This window comes from Pseudoalteromonas obscura, assembly GCF_030135505.1.
GTDB lineage: Bacteria > Pseudomonadota > Gammaproteobacteria > Enterobacterales > Alteromonadaceae > Pseudoalteromonas > Pseudoalteromonas obscura.
Window position 1 is genome coordinate 203,423 of record NZ_JASJUT010000007.1, and the last position, 18,520, is coordinate 221,942.

General features: G+C 38.9%; 12 protein-coding genes. 8 read left to right on the plus strand and 4 right to left on the minus strand.

Annotated features, from left to right (window positions below; genetic code table 11):
- Positions 1 to 72: 72 nt before the first annotated feature.
- Positions 73 to 942 carry a DNA replication terminus site-binding protein gene (locus QNM18_RS16805; protein ID WP_284137872.1) on the plus strand — a complete coding sequence of 290 codons (870 nt, stop codon included), beginning with the start codon at positions 73 to 75 and terminating at the stop codon, positions 940 to 942.
- 53 nt (positions 943 to 995) lie between these two features.
- On the opposite strand, the gene QNM18_RS16810 is transcribed toward QNM18_RS16805, so the two are convergent.
- The gene (locus QNM18_RS16810; RefSeq protein ID WP_211011799.1) at positions 996 to 2,210 is read right to left on the minus strand and encodes a replication protein A; all 1,215 of its coding nucleotides are present in this window, start codon (positions 2,208 to 2,210) and stop codon (positions 996 to 998) included.
- A gap of 708 nt (positions 2,211 to 2,918) precedes the next feature.
- Here QNM18_RS16810 and QNM18_RS16815 point away from each other — a divergent pair.
- The 6 genes from QNM18_RS16815 to QNM18_RS16840 all read left to right on the plus strand — a co-directional run bounded on the left by QNM18_RS16815 (position 2,919) and on the right by QNM18_RS16840 (position 11,159).
- Complete coding sequence (locus tag QNM18_RS16815) at positions 2,919 to 4,148, plus strand: AAA family ATPase (RefSeq protein WP_211011798.1); 1,230 nt, start codon at positions 2,919 to 2,921, stop codon at positions 4,146 to 4,148.
- A gap of 14 nt (positions 4,149 to 4,162) precedes the next feature.
- Positions 4,163 to 5,128: a ParB N-terminal domain-containing protein gene (locus QNM18_RS16820; RefSeq protein ID WP_211011797.1), complete on the plus strand. Its 966-nt coding sequence runs from the start codon at positions 4,163 to 4,165 to the stop codon at positions 5,126 to 5,128.
- A gap of 146 nt (positions 5,129 to 5,274) precedes the next feature.
- Positions 5,275 to 8,373: a DEAD/DEAH box helicase gene (locus QNM18_RS16825; RefSeq protein ID WP_284137873.1), complete on the plus strand. Its 3,099-nt coding sequence runs from the start codon at positions 5,275 to 5,277 to the stop codon at positions 8,371 to 8,373.
- Between the two features lie 301 nt (positions 8,374 to 8,674).
- Positions 8,675 to 8,881 carry a hypothetical protein gene (locus QNM18_RS16830; RefSeq protein WP_023400156.1) on the plus strand — a complete coding sequence of 69 codons (207 nt, stop codon included), beginning with the start codon at positions 8,675 to 8,677 and terminating at the stop codon, positions 8,879 to 8,881.
- Complete coding sequence (locus tag QNM18_RS16835) at positions 8,881 to 9,570, plus strand: response regulator (RefSeq protein ID WP_211011795.1); 690 nt, start codon at positions 8,881 to 8,883, stop codon at positions 9,568 to 9,570. The genes QNM18_RS16830 and QNM18_RS16835 overlap by 1 nt, the downstream gene beginning before the upstream one ends.
- A gap of 131 nt (positions 9,571 to 9,701) precedes the next feature.
- Complete coding sequence (locus tag QNM18_RS16840; protein ID WP_284137874.1) at positions 9,702 to 11,159, plus strand: DNA recombination protein RmuC; 1,458 nt, start codon at positions 9,702 to 9,704, stop codon at positions 11,157 to 11,159.
- A 33-nt stretch (positions 11,160 to 11,192) separates the two neighbouring features.
- On the opposite strand, the gene QNM18_RS16845 is transcribed toward QNM18_RS16840, so the two are convergent.
- From QNM18_RS16845 to QNM18_RS16855, 3 genes are all read right to left on the minus strand, one after another.
- Positions 11,193 to 11,672 (minus strand): hypothetical protein, encoded by a 480-nt coding sequence (locus QNM18_RS16845; RefSeq protein WP_211011793.1) that lies wholly within the window; start codon positions 11,670 to 11,672, stop codon positions 11,193 to 11,195.
- Positions 11,673 to 11,866: 194 nt separating this feature from the next.
- Complete coding sequence (locus QNM18_RS16850; RefSeq protein WP_284137875.1) at positions 11,867 to 13,903, minus strand: ATP-binding protein; 2,037 nt, start codon at positions 13,901 to 13,903, stop codon at positions 11,867 to 11,869.
- A gap of 469 nt (positions 13,904 to 14,372) precedes the next feature.
- Positions 14,373 to 15,977 (minus strand): isocitrate lyase, encoded by a 1,605-nt coding sequence (locus QNM18_RS16855; RefSeq protein WP_211011791.1) that lies wholly within the window; start codon positions 15,975 to 15,977, stop codon positions 14,373 to 14,375.
- 233 nt (positions 15,978 to 16,210) lie between these two features.
- Between QNM18_RS16855 and QNM18_RS16860 the strand changes: the two genes are divergently transcribed.
- Complete coding sequence (locus QNM18_RS16860) at positions 16,211 to 18,391, plus strand: malate synthase G (RefSeq protein WP_284137876.1); 2,181 nt, start codon at positions 16,211 to 16,213, stop codon at positions 18,389 to 18,391.
- Positions 18,392 to 18,520: the final 129 nt, after the last annotated feature.

Sequence of the window (18,520 nt, forward strand, 5' to 3'; positions counted from 1 at the left end):
CTGATACTTTAGATTGGAATAAAACAGGGTTTTTAGCTATAATAATAGGAACACATCATACATATATAAAATATGGCTACGAAATTAATATTGAGAAGTAGTTTCGATTACTTATTTGATCAACTCAATCTCCTTTGCGAAGAGCTAAAAGAAAAAGAGATTAGCTACTCTAGTTATTATCAATTACCTGAAATCAAATCCGAAGACGAAAAAAAAGCACCTGAAGAGATTCTAGTTACTAAAATATTGGGTAACGAAGCATTTGAGAAATGTTTAAGTGGATTTACAGATGTTTTTGTTGGTCAAAAAAAGAGTAGTAAAATACTAACTCGTCATCCAGGTTTAATTGCTATCGATGATATAGATGGAAAAATTAAGTCTAGGCTTATTGAAGTAAACAAATCTAAGGAACAGTTTAAAAATACCGTACTTGAAATTAATAATAATGATGCCAGGTTCGAAGCTGTACATAATGCAATACCGAATTTAATTACATTAGCAGCTTATAGAAAAATACACTTTGAAGATGCTATACCCTATTCGGTTAGATTTACATGGATGAAAAAACATTCTACCACCACGCTGTCAAAAAAAGTTGCATTAGAAATGCTCAATAAATCATCAGGTTACTCCAACCCTAGAGTTATAGATCAACAAAGCTGGCAGCAAATCGTTGAATTAGAAAAAGTTAGATTGTCTAGTTTAGGAGAAAAAACTAAATTAAGGATAAAAAGGCCTACTCGTGTTACACCAGAAGTTAACGTTAGATTTACAGCCAAAAATAGATATCACGTCAGTGGAGCGCTGCCATTTATTCTATTAAATCCACAAAAGGAAACAAAAATAGGTAGCCTAAATAATTTTAGCTCTAAAAATGAGGATGTCAGAAAAAAAGACTATAGCTACCTAATTGAGCGAATATATCTAGAAAATTTAGAGTAATGTGCTTACTAAAATAAACCTTAAAGCCAATTTAACATAATTGGCTTAACTATCTACTTTTTTACAATCGCCTCTAGAATATCTTCGTCGATAATTTCAGCAGTTTCTACTAATCTTTTACCACCTTGAATCTCAATTCTCTTGTTGTGCTTATTCAAAGCTAGAATTTCTTCACAAAATTGTGTAGATGGATGCATCTCATACACATAGTCTATAATTCGACCAGTTTCATCATCTTTTACATTCGAAATGTTATATTCAGAAATAGCGCCTTTTTCTATCAAGTCTTTCATTGTCGTAGTCATATCTCTACGCAACGCTTTCAGTTTATTGTCTGTAATTTCATCCGTTGAATAAATAGACCCATACTTTTCCATTATTGATAGCAGTCTGAAATGATACGTTTTACCTGGTGCTGCGTACCGCCACAAATGATAAAGCCTTAACATCATCCAACGGGATAAACCACGCTTTAGCTCTTGAGCACTGTTGAAATAGTAACCTTTGTACTCAAGATTATCGATCATGTTATGTACAAATGCATTTAAACAAGCAACACATTTGATATTTCCACCTTGCCCCTTCTTGCCACTAAAATGTAGTGAGGATAAGAAGTTCATATTAGATTCGTAAAAAGAATCATCTACATCGCTATTTTTAGTATCAGTTGCGCGATATTTAAACGAAAGTTTTGAGCCTTGTAAAGCTTCCAAAGACTCCTTGATCTGTGGATAAGGCATTGATTGACCAACAGCTTTTAGCTCTTGAGCCAATTCATTCATCGAAAAAATAACAGCATATTGAATACCGGACTTAAAATTTATTTTTACAATTTTCCCTTTTGAAGCAAGTCGAATGAGTGCTCTTTCAACTTTTTCTTCTCGATCTGAAGGCCAAACTAAAAACTCAGTTTCTTCACCATCTTTTTTGCTACTGACAACAGCTGGCGTAATTTTAATTTCGCCATCGTACAAAATACCATCAACTTTTTCTGATATTCTTCTTGTTATGATCGTTTTTTTGGGCGCTTCCTCTAAAGGAAGTTTTTTATGTCCGGAACGTACAAATCTCCCCCATAAATCATAGTGATTAAATGTGTTTGAATACGCTCTCAAGCCATGGTTGGTGTTTTCTAATGAAATTCGCACATCTTTGTTGTCAGTAAAAAGTGCTAAACTTTCATTATCAATTGCACTTTCTACTCCATGAATTTGACCTCTAAGTGAGTCTGGTAGATTGTCAACAGAGATGTTTACCTTGCGGCTCATTTTTTTACTTCCTGATTCTTTCGACAGCTAATAACAACACATTCAAGGGAAAAAGTTAATAATTAAAGTTAGTAAAAAACTGATCTGTGTTCAAGTTTTTTTAGAGATCACAATTTTACCCACTGCTTTATATTTAGAGATCATATTTTTACCAACATAGTAAGAAATCCCCTACTATTTTGGTCAAATTCACGCTAGAAAGGCTGTTTAGAGCAGTTTTTGATACAGAGCTGTGTATAACATCGATCTGATTTAGTAAAGATCTGATCTGTTCATAGTATAGATCAGATCTTTATTTACTTAATCTAGATGTTATCAATCATTTTGTTGATAAGTCATTGTTTTAGCTTAGTACAATTTTGATCTCAAGCACCTAATTTGTTTATAACATTGTGGATAAACTGTTATTATAAGGAGATACAGAAATTAAGTTAGTATTTTCTTGATCTCGCAGTAAATAAAGATCTGATCTTTACTACGTATTTTTATGATCTGCACATTTAATAAAACTCTAATTGTAACAAATACTTAGATTAAATAACTGTACTACTATACTTATATACCTATATATTTAACCATTTCTAAACTCCTTATTTATTCTTTAAAAAAATTTTAAATCCCATATTTTTTAGATGTCTCTTAATTTAGTGGTTTACCTTTTATTTGATGGACATTATAATATTAGGCATAAAATTAAGGAATATACGTATGTCTATCAATAGCAATGCACTTTCTACTTATAAATTGTTGAAAGCAACAGCAGAAGTAGCAGAACAATCCCTTGAGGGCCGCATTCAGCATTACAGGGCGCACCTTAAGTCTGAGGATAAAGAACTTCGAACGTATACACAAAAGGCTGCCGCGGATCTGTTAGGCGTTAATAACAGAACATTAAAACGTCGTCATGATCAAGGAGACTTTGATCATTTACATATTCAAAAAGGCGCAAATGGCCATTACGCATATACTCTGAGCAATATTTTCGCTATGGCGGAAATTCTTGGGATCAATGCTGATCACAGAGATCATTCAGATAAATTGCAAGTAATTGTGATAAATAGTCTTAAGGGGGGTTGCGGTAAAACAACATCTCTTGTCAATTTGGCGGCGGCGCTTGCCACAACAAATATAAAGAGATATCGCATTGGAATTATTGATTTGGATCCTCAAGGATCTTCTTCAAGTTTTTTCCCCTCAAGCGAGCATGATCCGATCACCGTTGGTGATCTAATGAGAGATTGCATTGAACTTGAAGAGAATGAAACTTGGGAACAACTTGTTGCTGATTCATTCCAAAAAACACACATTCCAAATATTCGTATTTTGCCGTCAGGTATGGACGATTTTTACTTTGAGCACGAAACTGCAACAGAGTTGAAAGAATCAAGTAGTTATGAGCAAACTCGCCATTACCATAAACTAAAAGAACGCGTCATAGAGCCTGTTAAAGACGAGTTTGATATCATTTTGATAGATACGGCACCTTCTCTTAATTTCATGTTCTACAACGCGCTGATGGCCTCTACGGCTATGCTAATCCCTGTACATCCAGAAGCAGTCGATTTTGATGCGAACAATAAGTATCTAAAAAGACTCGGTGAAATTTACCATACAGTTGCAGCACTAGGTCATGAAGGCTGGGATTTTATGCAATTCTTGGTGACCAACTATGTAAAGGGAAATCACTCTCAGCGCGATATAGTTAAAGATGTACGTACTGCATTTGGCAGACAAGTAATGAGTTACCCTATTAATCATAGTTCTGCAATAACTGCTAGTTCATCTTCTTTTAACACCATCTTTGATCAAAAAACATCGGACTCATTGGCAAGTCGAGAATCTTTACTCAGAGCGCAAGAAAATATCAAAGATGTTGTCGACGAACTAGAAATGTTAATACGCTCAAATTGGGCTTCCACACAATCCAGTTTAGATTAAATACAGGTTAGATAATGGCTAGAAAACGTAAAAATGATACACGATTAGACCCTTTTGCTACTCCTGTTGAAAAAAGCAGCTTGGATGATCTCTTAGGGCAAGCGAGTCAAGGTGACGTCGTAACGATGCCATCGCCAAGCGATCCAAATCGGTTAATCGAGTTAAAGTGTGAAGTAATATCATTCGCTGACATTGAAAACAGAACCGTTGTATTTGGTCAAAATCGGCGTGAGCAATCACTTCTAAATGAGAAGTCTGTAGCTGATATTTTACCAGCCATAAAAGAAGATGGCAGGAATATGCATCCGGCTTTGTGCTGGGTAAAAGAGGGCAAGCTGCAAGTTTTGTCTGGATCGAGAAGACGAAAAGCATGCTTATTAAGTGGTGCAGATTATGTTGTCTTGTCTTCAAGCGATTTTACCAACGACGATGCGAAGGCGCTTGCTGTTTCGTCAGATCAGTATATTGCACCAAGTTTATGGGAACTTGGCAAAGCGTATGAACAAACCAAGGCAAGGCTGCAGGAAAGTGGCAACAAAGGTTCATATAGAGAGATCGCAGCTATAGAAGGTGTGTCTCATACCGCTGTTGCCGATGCCGTAAAAGCGTTTCAACATATCCAGCGTGAAGTTGTTTTGCTCTATCCTACGCCAAACCATTTAGGGCGTGAGGTTGCCAAAAAGCTTATCAACGCACGCAAGGAGCAGCCTGAACAATTTCAGAACAAACTAGAACAGATCTCAGATGTGTCACTATTTGATGACCAGATGAGCGATGAAAAACGTGCACTGGCTATAACTAAGTATCTGACTTCATTTGAGAGTAGTTCAGCAACTCGCTCTGAAGCTTTAGTTGATAGTCAGTATATCAAAGTGCAACGAAGCCTTAATTCTGGCGCAATTACCGTCAAAATTGACGATAAGGTATTAACGGATAAGCGCTTAGAGCAATTGCAAAAACTGTTAAGTAGTTTTAATTAGTATGTTGCGGCCTAGATCATCTAGGCCTTTTTTATATCTTTTCACATCCAACCAGTCAATTTTTCATGATTTAGTCCCATTTGGCTCTTTAGCTCAAAACCGTAATTTCATATACTGGTCTTTTACGTTTTATTGCTTGTTAAAAAATGTCCTCGCAGTTATCTAAAGAGCAGCTATTAGCTTTATTTGAAGAAATTAAACAGGAACAGTCTTCTCAGTTCCCCTTATCTGACCGCTTTCTTAAGCAGTATTTTAATTCTGCAATGTTAGCGAAGGCCAAGGAGTACCTTAACGACGATCAAATTTGCTTTCTTGAGCACAGTGAGGATTTTTCGAGAATAGATGCTCAAGTACTTGGTAATTTTGGCAATACCTTTACGCAACATATAAAAATTGAGCAGGTAAAAGGTGCGCCTTCAGTTGAGGCTCAATGCTCTTGCTCTCATAATCCAAAATGTCGCCATATTGCCGCTGTTTTACTAAAGCTTAAAATAGACCACTCAGGCGGTTTTGGAGAGTCTTTCCTTGTCAATGACTGGTTTAATGAACTTTCACTACTACAGCAATCCTCGGGGCTGAACACGTCCAACGTGTTGCTGTTTGTTCTTGAGCATCGCGGAAATGAAGTATTATTAAACCCAAAAATGTCACCCCATAAACCAGATGGGCATTACCCCCTTGGCCGTGTGTTAACAGAGAAGCAGCTCAATGCACATGTTCCGCCAAAGGATATTCTAGAAAGTGACTATCGTTTATTTAGCTGGGTTCGCTCACAAAATACGCCTGGTCATTTTGAGTTGGCTGGTAAGTGGGGGTTTGCTGCGCTGCAACAGCTTGCTGCCACCAAGCGCTGTTTCTTTGGAAATAGCCGTAAGCCACTACAGTTTGGTCACATGCAACATTTGGATTTCTTTTGGCAAGCGGAAAATGACAGCTTTAAGCTCGTCAGCCACCTCTCAGATGTAGAGCAGTGGTTACTGATTAAATCAGATCCACCTGTTTACCTAGACACTGAGAATATGTTGCTTGGCCGTATTGAATCTGAATTAAGTGCGCAAGAAATTGCACATTTACAAACCATGCCTAGTATTCAAAAAGACAAGATAGAGGCGGTGATCAAACGCTTTCAAGATATCTTTGCTGACAATGTAATTCCCCCTCCTCAAGGGTACGAAAGGTTAATAAACAAAGATAAACTGGTTGCCAAGCTGTCGGCCAGCGAGGGGGAGTATACTCACCTCGCGATCTCCTTGTTTGATTCCAAGAAAAAGTATTCCACAGAGAAACAGCTTAATCGCTGTGAAAAAATGTTACTTGGGTTAGGTTTTGAGGCGCAAGGCGGCGGTTTTAAACTGCCTGTCGAGGACGAGGTTTCTTATCACTGGTACAACTGTGAAGTTCGACCTTACTTGCAGCGCAAAATGTGGCAGGTTGAAGAAATTCAGCAAGCAAAAAAAGTGCTGGTACCAAGGGTCACACTGCAACTAAAGCGAGATAAAAAGCACCATGTTATTGGCAAGGTTATGTTTGATGATAAACAAATTTTGCTTGATTGGGATAAGGCGCCTAGCCACGAAGTCAACTCCATCGCAAACGTATTTCAATATGTACAAATTGCACAGCAGCACTATGCTATTTCGAAAGCTATTTATGAAGAGTTATTACTACTAAAATCTCGCTTTAGCTATTATCTTTCGAGCTCGCAATTCAAGTTTCCGCTCTCTTATGCTAAGAAGTTATTTGAACTTGATGCTGTAGAAGGTGTATCCGATGACGCACGATTGTTAGATTATTTGGCAGAGCTAAATAAGCCCGTAGATGTCAATGAATCTTTGTTAGGTGATAGTCAAGAGCGGTTCACTTTGCGAGATTATCAATTGCAAGGGGTCAATTGGTTAAAGTTTTTGAATCGTCATCAGCTTGGTGGGATTTTAGCGGATGATATGGGACTAGGTAAAACACTTCAAGTTATTGCTTACTTCATATCTCAACACAACACATTAGTGACCAAACCGTCTCTTATTGTCTGCCCGACTTCTCTGGTTGGTAATTGGCAAAATGAATTTAAAAAGTTTGCGCCACACCTGCCTGTGCTTACTGTGCATGGCAGTAATCGTGACAAACAACTTAATCAGGTAGCGCAAGCTCGATTTATTATCACAACTTACCCACTGTTAAAGCGTGATTTAGCACACTACTCCGAATTACAGTTTGATTCGATAGTCCTTGACGAAGCACAGTACATAAAGAACGAAACGGCACAAATTTCGAAGTGTGTAAAACAGCTATCAGCCGAATTTAAACTTTGTATGAGTGGTACGCCTGTAGAAAACAACCTTATGGAGCTTAAGTCACTACTTGATTTTGTGATGCCAGATGTACTTGGTACTAAGCAACAGTTTAAGCAAAACTTCCAGCAACCAATTGAAAAAGAGCGCGATAGCAAAAGAGCAAAAGAGTTACAATCACTGATTGCGCCATTTATATTGCGTCGAACGAAATCTGAAGTGGTGCGAGAGCTACCGGCGAAAACGGAACTGATCAAAAAGCTTGAGTTTACGCCAGAGCAGGCGTCACTATATCAGCATGTACAAGGCCAAATTGAAACGAGTCTGATAGATCTGTTTAAAGAGCAAGGAGTTGAAAGTAGCAAATTAGCATTTTTGGATGCTTTGTTGAAATTAAGGCAGATTTGTTGTCATCCAGAGCTTGTAGACAAAGAGGGAGAATATCAGCAAAGTGCTAAATTTAAATGGTTAGGAGCACACTTACCAATCTTGTTGAAAGAAGGCAGAAAAATCATTATTTTCAGTCAATTTACGTCTGTACTGGATATGATTGCTAATTTATGCGACGAGATTGAAATACCATTTGCGATGCTAACAGGGCAAACAAGGCATCGAGACAAAGCCATTGCGCGTTTTACCGAAGGTGATGTCGACGTGTTTCTAATTTCTTTAAAAGCTGGTGGTACAGGTTTAAACCTGACTCAAGCTGATACCGTTATTCATTTTGATCCGTGGTGGAATCCTGCTGTAGAGAATCAGGCAACAGACCGTGCTTATCGTATAGGCCAGGATAAGCCTGTATTTGTTTATAAGCTGATTGTTGCGAACTCCATTGAGCAGAAGGTCTATCAAATGCAAAAAGATAAACAAGCGCTGGTGGATGCCTTATTTGCAGATACAGGGGTTAATCTAAGTGAGTTTAATGAAGCGCAAATGCTTGAGTTGATAAAAAATTAAATTATTTTTGAACTAATTAAATTAGGGGCTGTCTATCTTTATGCACATTGTGAGATTACTTACAGCAGTGAGCACATGTTGATTTCCCCCTATTAATTACATAACGTATTTGTAATAACCAGCTCATTTGAGCTGGTTTTTCTTTTTTGGCTCCTAAATACTTAAATCTTACCTGCTGTAATGGCGTGTAATGGTATTACGCGTCATTTCTTGCCTTGTTCCACATTTGCTCCACAATCTTTCACTTTAATACACACATAGGAAAACAAAACCAAATGAATTGGACTTAAGGTGGGTTATTATGTTGTGCTATGAAAATACGATTTCGCAGTTAAACTTTATTGAACCACAATCGCTGTGCGACTATGATCTTATAAATGAAGTTGCAAGCTCTGAAGATTTAGCAAGTATCTTAACGACACTGCTTTTTGACGATACGCTTTCTTCAAATCTTAAAAAACAGATAAAGCAACAGCTGCGAGTATTAAAAGCCAGTAAGAGAAACTAATGGAAGAAAAAAACCACATTTTGATCGTCGAAGATGATTTTGATATTGCTGAACAAGTCATGCTTTTTTTTAAGGCTTCAGGCTTTAAAATAACGCATATAGCCGACGGTGCAGAAGTGGTTAGTTGGGTCAGAGAAAACGGCCCAGATGCCATTCTAATGGATATCATGTTACCAAACCAAGATGGTGTTGTGTGCATGCAACAAATTAGAGAGTTTTCAATGGTACCTATTGTGATGTTAACTGCAAAGGTATCTGAGTCAGATAGACTTAAAGGGCTTGAATTTGGAGCAGATGATTATGTCTGTAAGCCATTTAGCGCGGCCGAGCTTGTAATGCGTATCAAGGCGATATTACGTCGCTGTAGTGCGCCTGTCGTATCGGACACGCCTGATATAGAAGTTAACGAATCACAGCTATTGGTGTCTTTAAAAGGACAGTCATTAAGTTTAACTAAAGTTGAATTTGATGTGTTTGCCATGCTTTACAATGCGCCTAACAGAGTGTTTTCGCGACAACAAATATTGGATCATATTCAACCTGACAATTTTGATATATCAGATCGCGTAATCGATAGTCACATAAAAAATATCCGCAAGAAAATTAAAAATATCGATATTTCTCCAAAAATAGTTGAATCTGTGTATGGCGCAGGATACCGGTTCAATGAACAGCATATAAACAGCTAACCTCCCTACTACTCCGTGCCAATTAAAATGGTTGGCACACTATTTATATTTACAGATAAACCTCACTTGTAAGTGATTGATCAACTGCTCTAAGGTATGATTTAACTAGATTTAATTGTTAGGGTTACCCTATGTTTTGGACTAGTTTTTCTTCGCTACCTTGGCAAGTCACTATTGTGCTTTTAGGGTCTGGTGCCGCCATTTCAGGTTTAGGCTGGTTGGTTTTTTCTTATTTATGTAAGCAAAAAGCACGCTCATTGCAGGCCATGGCACAAAATCAGATAGATTCGCTGCAACACGCACATGATGAATTGAAAGAGCAATTGAATGTGGCACAGCAGCTGCAATTAAAAACCCACGGTGAAGCGCAGCAATATCAAGCTAGATTAGCTGAAAAGCATGCCCAGGTTAAAGAGTATTATGGTTTGTGGCAGCAAGCACAAACAAAAGCGCAGAACGAGCAAGAGCGAGCGCATCAGCTGGCGTTACAGTTAACAGATATGGAAACCAAACTGGCTGAAAAGCAATTGGCATTTGATGCGCAAATTTCGCAATTGGAGCAAGCCAAAAATACCTTAAAGCAAGAGTTTGAAAATGTCGCAAGTAAACTATTTGAAGAAAAAAGTCAGCAATTTGCTCGTCATAGCCAGGAAAAAATTCAAACGATTTTAAGCCCAGTACAGGGGGAGATTAAAGGTTTTAGGGACAAAATGGAAGCCATCCACAGTGAGGAACTAAAACAGCGCGCAGCGCTTAAAACGGAGTTGCTTCACTTGCAAGCGAACAATCAGGCTATGACTGATCAAGCTAGCAAGTTAACTACGGCATTGCAGGGGCAGACCAAAACTCAAGGAAATTGGGGCGAGTTGATGCTTGAAAATGTATTAGATAGCGCCGGACTTCGACCGGGGTATGATTATAAACGAGAAGTGAGCTTTACGACTGCGGAAGGAAAATATCGACCTGATGTCATTGTTTACCTCCCTCAGAGTCGTCATTTAGTTGTGGATGCAAAGACTTCATTAAATGCTTATACACGTTATGTGAATGCACAAGATGAGATATCTGCGCAACAAGCTTTAAAAGAACACGTGACTGCAGTTAAAGCGCGAGTAAAGGAGTTAGGAGATAAGTCCTATGAGCGCTTACCTGGCCTCAACTCTCCTGAAGTGGTGATTATGTTTATACCAGTTGAGTCCGCGTTCGTTGAAGCGATTAAGTATTCACCTGATATCTATCAATATGCACTGGAAAACAAAGTATTGGTAGCTACGCCTACCACACTGCTTACAAGCTTAAACATCGTTAAACAATTATGGCGCTTTGAAGAGCAAAGTAAGCACAGTAAAGAGTTGGCCTTGCGTGCAGAGAAGTTTTACAACAAGTTGAATAGTTTTCTACATAGTTTAGAGGGGGTTGGCAAGCAGCTGGACAAGGCACAAGAAACCTATGATAAAGCGCTTGGGCAGCTTTATTCTGGCAAAGGGAATTTAATTAAACAAGCATCCGAGTTTAAGGAGTTGGGTGTTTCGGTGACTAAAGACCTACCAGAAGAATTGCTTGAAAAGGCAAAATTAGAATTGAAATAGTTTCATCAGTAAAAAAGGGCTTAAAGCCCTTTTTTATTTAGTACACAGTGCGTAGTCGCCATTTCTTGGCTTGTCGGAATATAAGTAAATATACAGTGAGTTATTCTTTACATCGTTCCATACAGTGCTCTTCGGGTGTGGGCATAAAGATTGTTTGATATAACCTTTTATTTCACTGCTACTCATTGCTAAGGGCGTAGGTATTTGAACAAAAACGTTTAATTCGCCTTGGTTGTAGCTAACTCTGCTTAATTTCCAGCTTCCCATCATGTATTGCTTAGCAAAATAGCGATCAATACGCATTTGGGCATCATGACTTATCTCAGCATGTACAATGTCATTCGATCGCGTGTCCATCCAGTAGTTCCATGCTGAGGCTAAAATTAAAAAGCCAGCTAGTAGCATAGACCAAAAAGGCAATGCACCCTTCTTTTTAGATCGCACTTTTGACTGATGTCTTTTCCGCTCGACAGTTTTAACCCAATCATTGTGTTTCATTGTACGCTGTGTCATAAGTAGTTTCCTCCCGTTCATGCTGCTCATTAAAACAAGGTAATGTGGATGAAAAATGAAGTATTGTGGAGGTGTAAGGTGATCGGATCAGTTGGGTAGAAAATTTCCTTATCAATTTCTGATCCAATGCTTTTGTATTAATTATCTATACTTCCGCCACTGAATGAATAAAGTGGCATTTTGTAAGCTCTAGCTTATTTAAGTGGCAAAGCAATTGAAATATCGAGTCCGCCTAAATTACTGCGTTTAATATCAATACTTCCAGACATGAGTTCTATTAAGCTTTTGCAAATTGACAAGCCCAGACCTGAACCGCCAGTGGCTCTACTTCGAGAACTCTCTACACGATACAAGCGTTCAAATAACTTTGGCAGCTCTTCATCGGTGACCGTTGGTGAGGAGTCTTGCAGTTGTATATTTAAGTAGTTCTTGTCCTGATACATTTTAAAAACGACCCGCCCTGGACTGTCTGTATATAGGCAAGCATTTTTACATAAATTATCAACGACTCGATCTAATTTGGGTTTGTCGACTGTTATGGTTGAGCCTTCAGGGATATTTATTTCACTGCTAAAAGACAGCGAATGACTTTCCGTCATGCGCTTAATATCGTAGCTGTAGTTTTGTGACATAGTTTGCAGACATTGGGTCTGTTCATTCAGTGCAATGGCATTATTTTCTGCCTGAGATAGCTGATATACATCCGTGATAAGAGAATTGAGTTGAGAGATTTTTTCGTTGATCTTACTGTACGCCTTATTGTTGTCCTCAAATAAGCCGTGTTCTAAGGCTTCTATATGCAGTTTTAAGACACTCAAAGGTGTGCGTAATTCATGAGAAATATCAGCAAGCATCTTTTCTTTTTGCTTTAAATTTTGCTGATATAATTTGGCTGCTAAGTTAGCAGCACGGTGCTTAATGAAATAAATGTAGGTAAGCAGTGAAAATATAAATAGCGCAGAAAGCCCAGCAATGAGCCAAGATTTTTGCATCAACTTGGTATGTTTCAATTCACTTTGTGCTAGGGCTTTTTCCTTCTCAGATACTTCGAGCTGCTGGCGCTGTACTAAGTTACTAATACTGTTGCGATAGGTTTGTGCTTTTTGATTATTAAATTTTTCATCGTGTACTTTATGCAATTTGAATGCATCACGAATATAACTATACGCAAGTGCTGGTTCTCCAACTTGTTTTGCTAAATTAGCTGAGACCTCGTAGTAATGTATTGTTAAAGGACTGTCTTTTTCCTCTTTGACTAATACTTCAAGATCTCTAATATAATTTTCTGCTATATGGGGCTGCTTCAGGTGTAAATATGCCTGCGATACACTGATATGTGCGTAAATTAGTTGTATTTGGCTTTGAGCCTTTTTTGCAAAATCTAAACTAAGGTGTGCATTTATAAGTGCTTCATCTCCTTTCTCTAGCTTCATATAACTACTGGCAAGCATATGGTATGCACGAGATAGGCTTTCATTGGCATTGGTTTGTTTTAGATATTTTAGGGCCTCATATATGTTATCAATAGCAAGTTGGTGATGATCTTGTTTATATGAAACTTGAGATAGGCGTAAAGCACTGTCTGCGATAGCGACAATATTGCCATCTTTTTTATCTTCACTGAGCGCCCAGCGGAAAAAGGTCTCAGCTTGTTCATAATCATCCAGTCTGACGGAAATATCACCCAAGTTATAAAAATTGCTCGCTTTGATACTATGGTTATTACTGTCTTTTAAGTACCCCCGTGCCTTTAATTGAAACTGCATGGCTTGCGCAAGTTGGTTTTTATGGTCATAAAGCGTGCCTAAGTTACTGTAAGCTAAACCTATGAGTGTATTGTCTTCAAGTTCTTGTGCTGCTTTTAGGGCTTTGTAGTAGTGCTCTTCTGCTTCTACAAGGCGAGACATGCGTCTATAGTTGATGCCTTTTTCGTTATTTATAGTACGGACTAGTTCTGTATTTAAGTAGTGATGTTGTTCTATATGATTAAGTGTCGAGAGCGCTTTTTTGTACAACCCTTGTTTGCGGTAAATTTCTGCTTGGATCAAGAGAACATCTAGCGCTTTTTCTTGATTTAAATTTTCTAGACGCCATGGCTCGATTAAGTCCAACGCGATTTGATATTTTCCTTGTTTTTCAAGTTGCTTAAGTTCTTCAATATCAATACTCGCAACTGCCGAATTAGTAGAAAGTATGCAAGTAAATAGCGCTGGGACAAATATTTTTTTCATATTTTTTCATATTAAATCAAAACGCTTGCATGCTAGGCAACAAATGTGTGACAAATATGGATCATGTAAAGGGGGTTTACAGCTTGGTAGTACGTAAAATTTTGTTCTGAAGTAGAATGCGTTAGTAAAATTATGATTTGTGTCTAAAAATACTTAGTAAAATGTGGATCCAAGTCTGCCAAATTAGTTAGTAAAAAAGTGCTCTGCCTGTTACTTAAAGCGACATACAGAAGTAATTGTTGCAACTTAGACAATATATGCGACTCCTAGACGCCATTTTGAGCCAAAAAGTAGTGTTTAACCTGAATTTGAATGCGGTTATTCTATTGGCATAACTCAGCTAGTATTTTTTTGATCTGTTTAAATTAGTGTGCGTAAAATCGTGATCTCAAAACTCAGATGATGATATTGGCAGGTACATCGTTAAATAGAAAAAGGGCCCAATGGGCCCAAGTTGGGATTTACAATACTAAAATTGATTCATGGTATTGGCTTCACCACCTGCCTTCAGCGCATTGTCTCCACTAAAGTACTCTTTGTGCGTGTCACCAATGTTAGAGCCTGCTAAATCTTGGTGTTTTACTGAAGCTTGCTCACGGCGGATTTCTTGCCTTTGAACATCTCTTACATATGCGAGCATACCAAGTTCACCAAAATAGCCCTCGGCTAATATGTCGGTACTCAATGCGACAGTATGATAGGTTGGCAAGGTGATCAGGTGGTGAAAGATACCTGCTTGTGTTGCACCATCAAGTTGAAAGCTTTTTACTTTTTCATCTGCGATTTGAGCAAGTTCCGTAGTATCAAGTTCTGGGGCCATAAGTGCTTTAGGGTCAAGTGTTGGATCTGGGTAGACTGAAATATCTTTGCCTTGTGCCTTTAGCGTTTCGTATGCCTGTTCCCTGAATTTTAATGTCCAATTGAATGATGGCGAATTATTATAAACCAGCTTGGCATTAGGTACTTGTTCCCTGATGCGGTTAACCAGCTCAGCAATTTGGTCAACGTTGGGTTTTTCTGTTTCAATCCATAATAAATCAGCGCCTGCTTGTAAACTTGTTACGCAGTCCAATACAACTCTATCCTTTTCAGTTCCCTCTTTAAATTGATAAAGTCCATTGTCTAAGCGCACTGGCTTTTGTAGCTTGCCTTCTAGCTTGATAGCCATTTCTCCATCTGTAAGCTGATCAAGGTCGACAATCGGCTGGGTGTCTAAAAATGCGGTATATTGGCTGGCTATATCTCCGGGTTGTTTAGAAACCGGAATTTTTTGTGTCAAACTTGCGCCGAGAGAGTCTGTACGGGCTACAATGATCCCGTCTTCAATGCCTAATTCTAAAAATGCATATCGAACAGCATTAATTTTTGCAAGGAAGTCTTCATGAGGTACTGTTACTTTACCTGCTTGGTGTCCGCATTGTTTCGCATCTGATACTTGGTTTTCAATTTGAATGGCGCAGGCTCCGGCTTCGATCATTTGTTTTGCAAGCAAGTAAGTGGCTTCTTCATTGCCAAAACCAGCATCAATATCAGCGATGATTGGCACTATATGTGTTTCAAAGTTATCGATTTCTAATTGAAGTTGAGTCGTATCTTGACCTTTTAACTTCGCGGTATCGAGTGCCTTATACAAATGATCCAATTCTCTCGCGTCAGCCTGTTTTAAGAACGTGTATATTTCTTCAATAAGCTTAGGGACAGCTGTTTTTTCGTGCATGCTTTGGTCTGGTAGTGGGCCAAATTCAGAACGCAATGCTGCTACCATCCATCCGCTCAAGTAAACATAAGCGCCTTTGGTTGTTTTTTGGTGTCTTTTAATTGCCATCATCATTTGTTGAGCGGTAAAGCCATGCCAACACCCCAGTGATTGGGTGTATTGTGTGGGATCTGCATCGTAACGAGCCATATCCTCGCGCATAATTTTCGCTGTGTACTTCGCGATATCTAATCCTGTTTTAAAGCGATTTTGTAAGTGCATTCTGCTTGCATATTCAGGGTTAATTGATTGCCAATTGTGTGTTTTTGTAGCGCATAGGGTAGTGAAGCGGTCAATTTGAGACTGGTAATTGCTCATGATTAATATCCTTCGAACGAGTTGTACACTAAATGAATCTGATTTTGCCTAAGCGTTATGTGTGAGAGTTGCTGCGGCTTAATTAAACACTAGAACGGCTTTTATAATTTTTTAAATTTATAGTTGTTATTGTGAGTATATTTATTGTGAATGGTAAAAGGGGTTTGTTTTTGTACAATTTGCTTTATTTTTGAATAACCCGTTCAAAATTAATTCGCACTAGGAACTCTGCTATGAATGCAACTGTGACAAACGCTGGGCTCACTATTGATGCTGACTTTTTTGATTTTGTGAATCAAGAATTGCTCGATGGTCTATCCCTTAGTTCTGAATCATTTTGGGGTGGTTTGGCCAATCTTGTCGATACACTCTCACCCGTAAATCGTGCCTTACTCGCAAAGCGAAATAGCTTACAAGCTAAGATTGATGATTATCATCGGCAAAATGCCAGTTGGGATGCTAAAAAATATCGGACATTTTTGGAATCTATTGGTTATCTGCTGCCACCACCACCAGATTTCAAAATTGTGACTAAACACTCTGAGCCAGAAATAGCTCAGGTCGCTGCACCACAATTGGTGGTACCGGTGAACAATGCACGTTTTGCACTCAATGCAGCTAATGCGCGTTGGGGCTCTCTTTATGATGCCCTGTATGGTACAGACGTCATAAGCGAAGACGAAGGCGCTGAAAAAGGTAAAGAATACAACCCTGTACGTGGGTTTAAGGTCATGGCGTATGTAAGGCAACTATTGGATAAAGTACTGCCACTGAATGCAGGTTCACATATTGAAAGCACCCACTATGGTATTGTTAATAATCGTTTAATTGTGACATTGAATGATAGTCGCCAGGTGACCCTTGCAGATCCGGAGCAATTGATTGGATATTGTGGGCAAATGCAGAATCCTGCTGCGATCTTAGTAAAACATCATGGCCTTCATATTGAGATCTGTATTGATCATAATGATCCTATTGGAAAGGTTGATAAAGCGGGGATCAAAGACGTGATCTTGGAGTCTGCTTTAACGACGATCATGGATTGCGAAGACTCTGTAGCTGCTGTGGATGCTGAAGATAAAATCGTGGTTTATCGAAACTGGCTCGGTTTGAATAAAGGCAATTTGGTTGAAGAGTTTGTAAAAAATGGCCAGCCAGTTAAAAGATGTTTAGCGAATGACAGAAGTTATAATTCACTAGATGGCGAGGTTTTTAACTTAAGTGGCAGAGCAATGATGTTTGTTCGCAATGTGGGTCATTTGATGACAACCCCAGCGGTGCTTGACTCTGAAGGTCGAGAAATCTTTGAAGGAATACTTGATGCCATGGTGACGTCGGTAGCTGCCATGCATGATCTGAGCGGCAATAGCCCTTATCGTAATAGCAAATCTGCCAGTATAAATATTGTAAAACCCAAAATGCATGGCCCCGAGGAAGTTGCTTTTACAACTGAGTTATTTAGCGCTGTAGAGTGTGCGTTGGGGCTGCCGGAAAATACAATTAAAATGGGGATCATGGATGAAGAGCGACGTACATCTGTCAACTTAAAAGCGTGTATTGCTGCTGCTAGATCTCGCGTTGTATTCATTAATACGGGATTTTTAGATCGCACAGGAGATGAGATCCATACATCTATGCTTGCCGGAGCTGTTAGGCCAAAAGAAGCGATCAAATCTCAGCCATGGATCTCGGCCTATGAACACCAGAATGTTGAGGTTGGTTTGGAGACTGGCTTCAAAGGTAAAGCGCAAATAGGGAAAGGTATGTGGCCAAAACCAGATAATATGGCGCAAATGATGGCCTTAAAAGCAGCACATTTAGAAGCGGGGGCAAATACAGCGTGGGTTCCCTCTCCCACAGCCGCAACGCTACATGCTATCCACTACCACGAGGTTGATGTTCAGGCTCAACAGGACAAAATCTCTCGTTTTCAACAAGCGAGTTTAGAAGATTTGTTGACACCGCCTTTGTCGCATGACGGCACCTCTCTTTCCACGTCAGATATTCAAGCTGAGTTGGACAATAATATTCAGGGAATTTTGGGCTATGTTGTACGTTGGATAAACCAAGGTGTAGGTTGCTCAAAAGTGCCTGATATTTCTCATGTGGGTTTAATGGAAGACAGAGCAACATTGAGGATATCAAGTCAGCATATTGCAAACTGGTTAGAACATAAGGTGTGTGGTGAAGAACAGGTATTGGCAACATTTGCTAAAATGGCCAGTGTGGTAGATAGCCAAAACAGCAGTGACCCTCACTATATTGCAATGTGTGAACTGGGCCACCCAACAGCGGATAGTTTGGCTTATAAAGCTGCGTTGGCACTTGTTTTTGAAGGTAAGCAACAGCCTAATGGATATACAGAGCCCTTGCTACATTACTATCGGAGGCTCTATAAGCTACAGTCAAATTAACAGCTAAAGTGAGCGCTATGATTTAATCTTAGCACTCACTTGTAAACCCCCTTTCCAGTAATGTCTGCTATTCCCTATTTTTGGTAATTTGTAATTAGGTACAATTTGATACACTTTGGTATAATCCGA

Coding starts and splice junctions, on each gene's coding strand:
- QNM18_RS16820 (WP_211011797.1), top strand. CDS start 4,163: ATGGCTAGAAAACGTAAAAATGATACACGATTAGACCCTTTTGCTACT.
- QNM18_RS16815 (WP_211011798.1), top strand. CDS start 2,919: ATGTCTATCAATAGCAATGCACTTTCTACTTATAAATTGTTGAAAGCA.
- QNM18_RS16860 (WP_284137876.1), top strand. CDS start 16,211: ATGAATGCAACTGTGACAAACGCTGGGCTCACTATTGATGCTGACTTT.
- QNM18_RS16830 (WP_023400156.1), top strand. CDS start 8,675: ATGTTGTGCTATGAAAATACGATTTCGCAGTTAAACTTTATTGAACCA.
- QNM18_RS16850 (WP_284137875.1), bottom strand. CDS start 13,903: ATGAAAAAAATATTTGTCCCAGCGCTATTTACTTGCATACTTTCTACT.
- QNM18_RS16810 (WP_211011799.1), bottom strand. CDS start 2,210: ATGAGCCGCAAGGTAAACATCTCTGTTGACAATCTACCAGACTCACTT.
- QNM18_RS16805 (WP_284137872.1), top strand. CDS start 73: ATGGCTACGAAATTAATATTGAGAAGTAGTTTCGATTACTTATTTGAT.
- QNM18_RS16825 (WP_284137873.1), top strand. CDS start 5,275: ATGTCCTCGCAGTTATCTAAAGAGCAGCTATTAGCTTTATTTGAAGAA.
- QNM18_RS16845 (WP_211011793.1), bottom strand. CDS start 11,672: ATGACACAGCGTACAATGAAACACAATGATTGGGTTAAAACTGTCGAG.
- QNM18_RS16855 (WP_211011791.1), bottom strand. CDS start 15,977: ATGAGCAATTACCAGTCTCAAATTGACCGCTTCACTACCCTATGCGCT.
- QNM18_RS16840 (WP_284137874.1), top strand. CDS start 9,702: ATGTTTTGGACTAGTTTTTCTTCGCTACCTTGGCAAGTCACTATTGTG.
- QNM18_RS16835 (WP_211011795.1), top strand. CDS start 8,881: ATGGAAGAAAAAAACCACATTTTGATCGTCGAAGATGATTTTGATATT.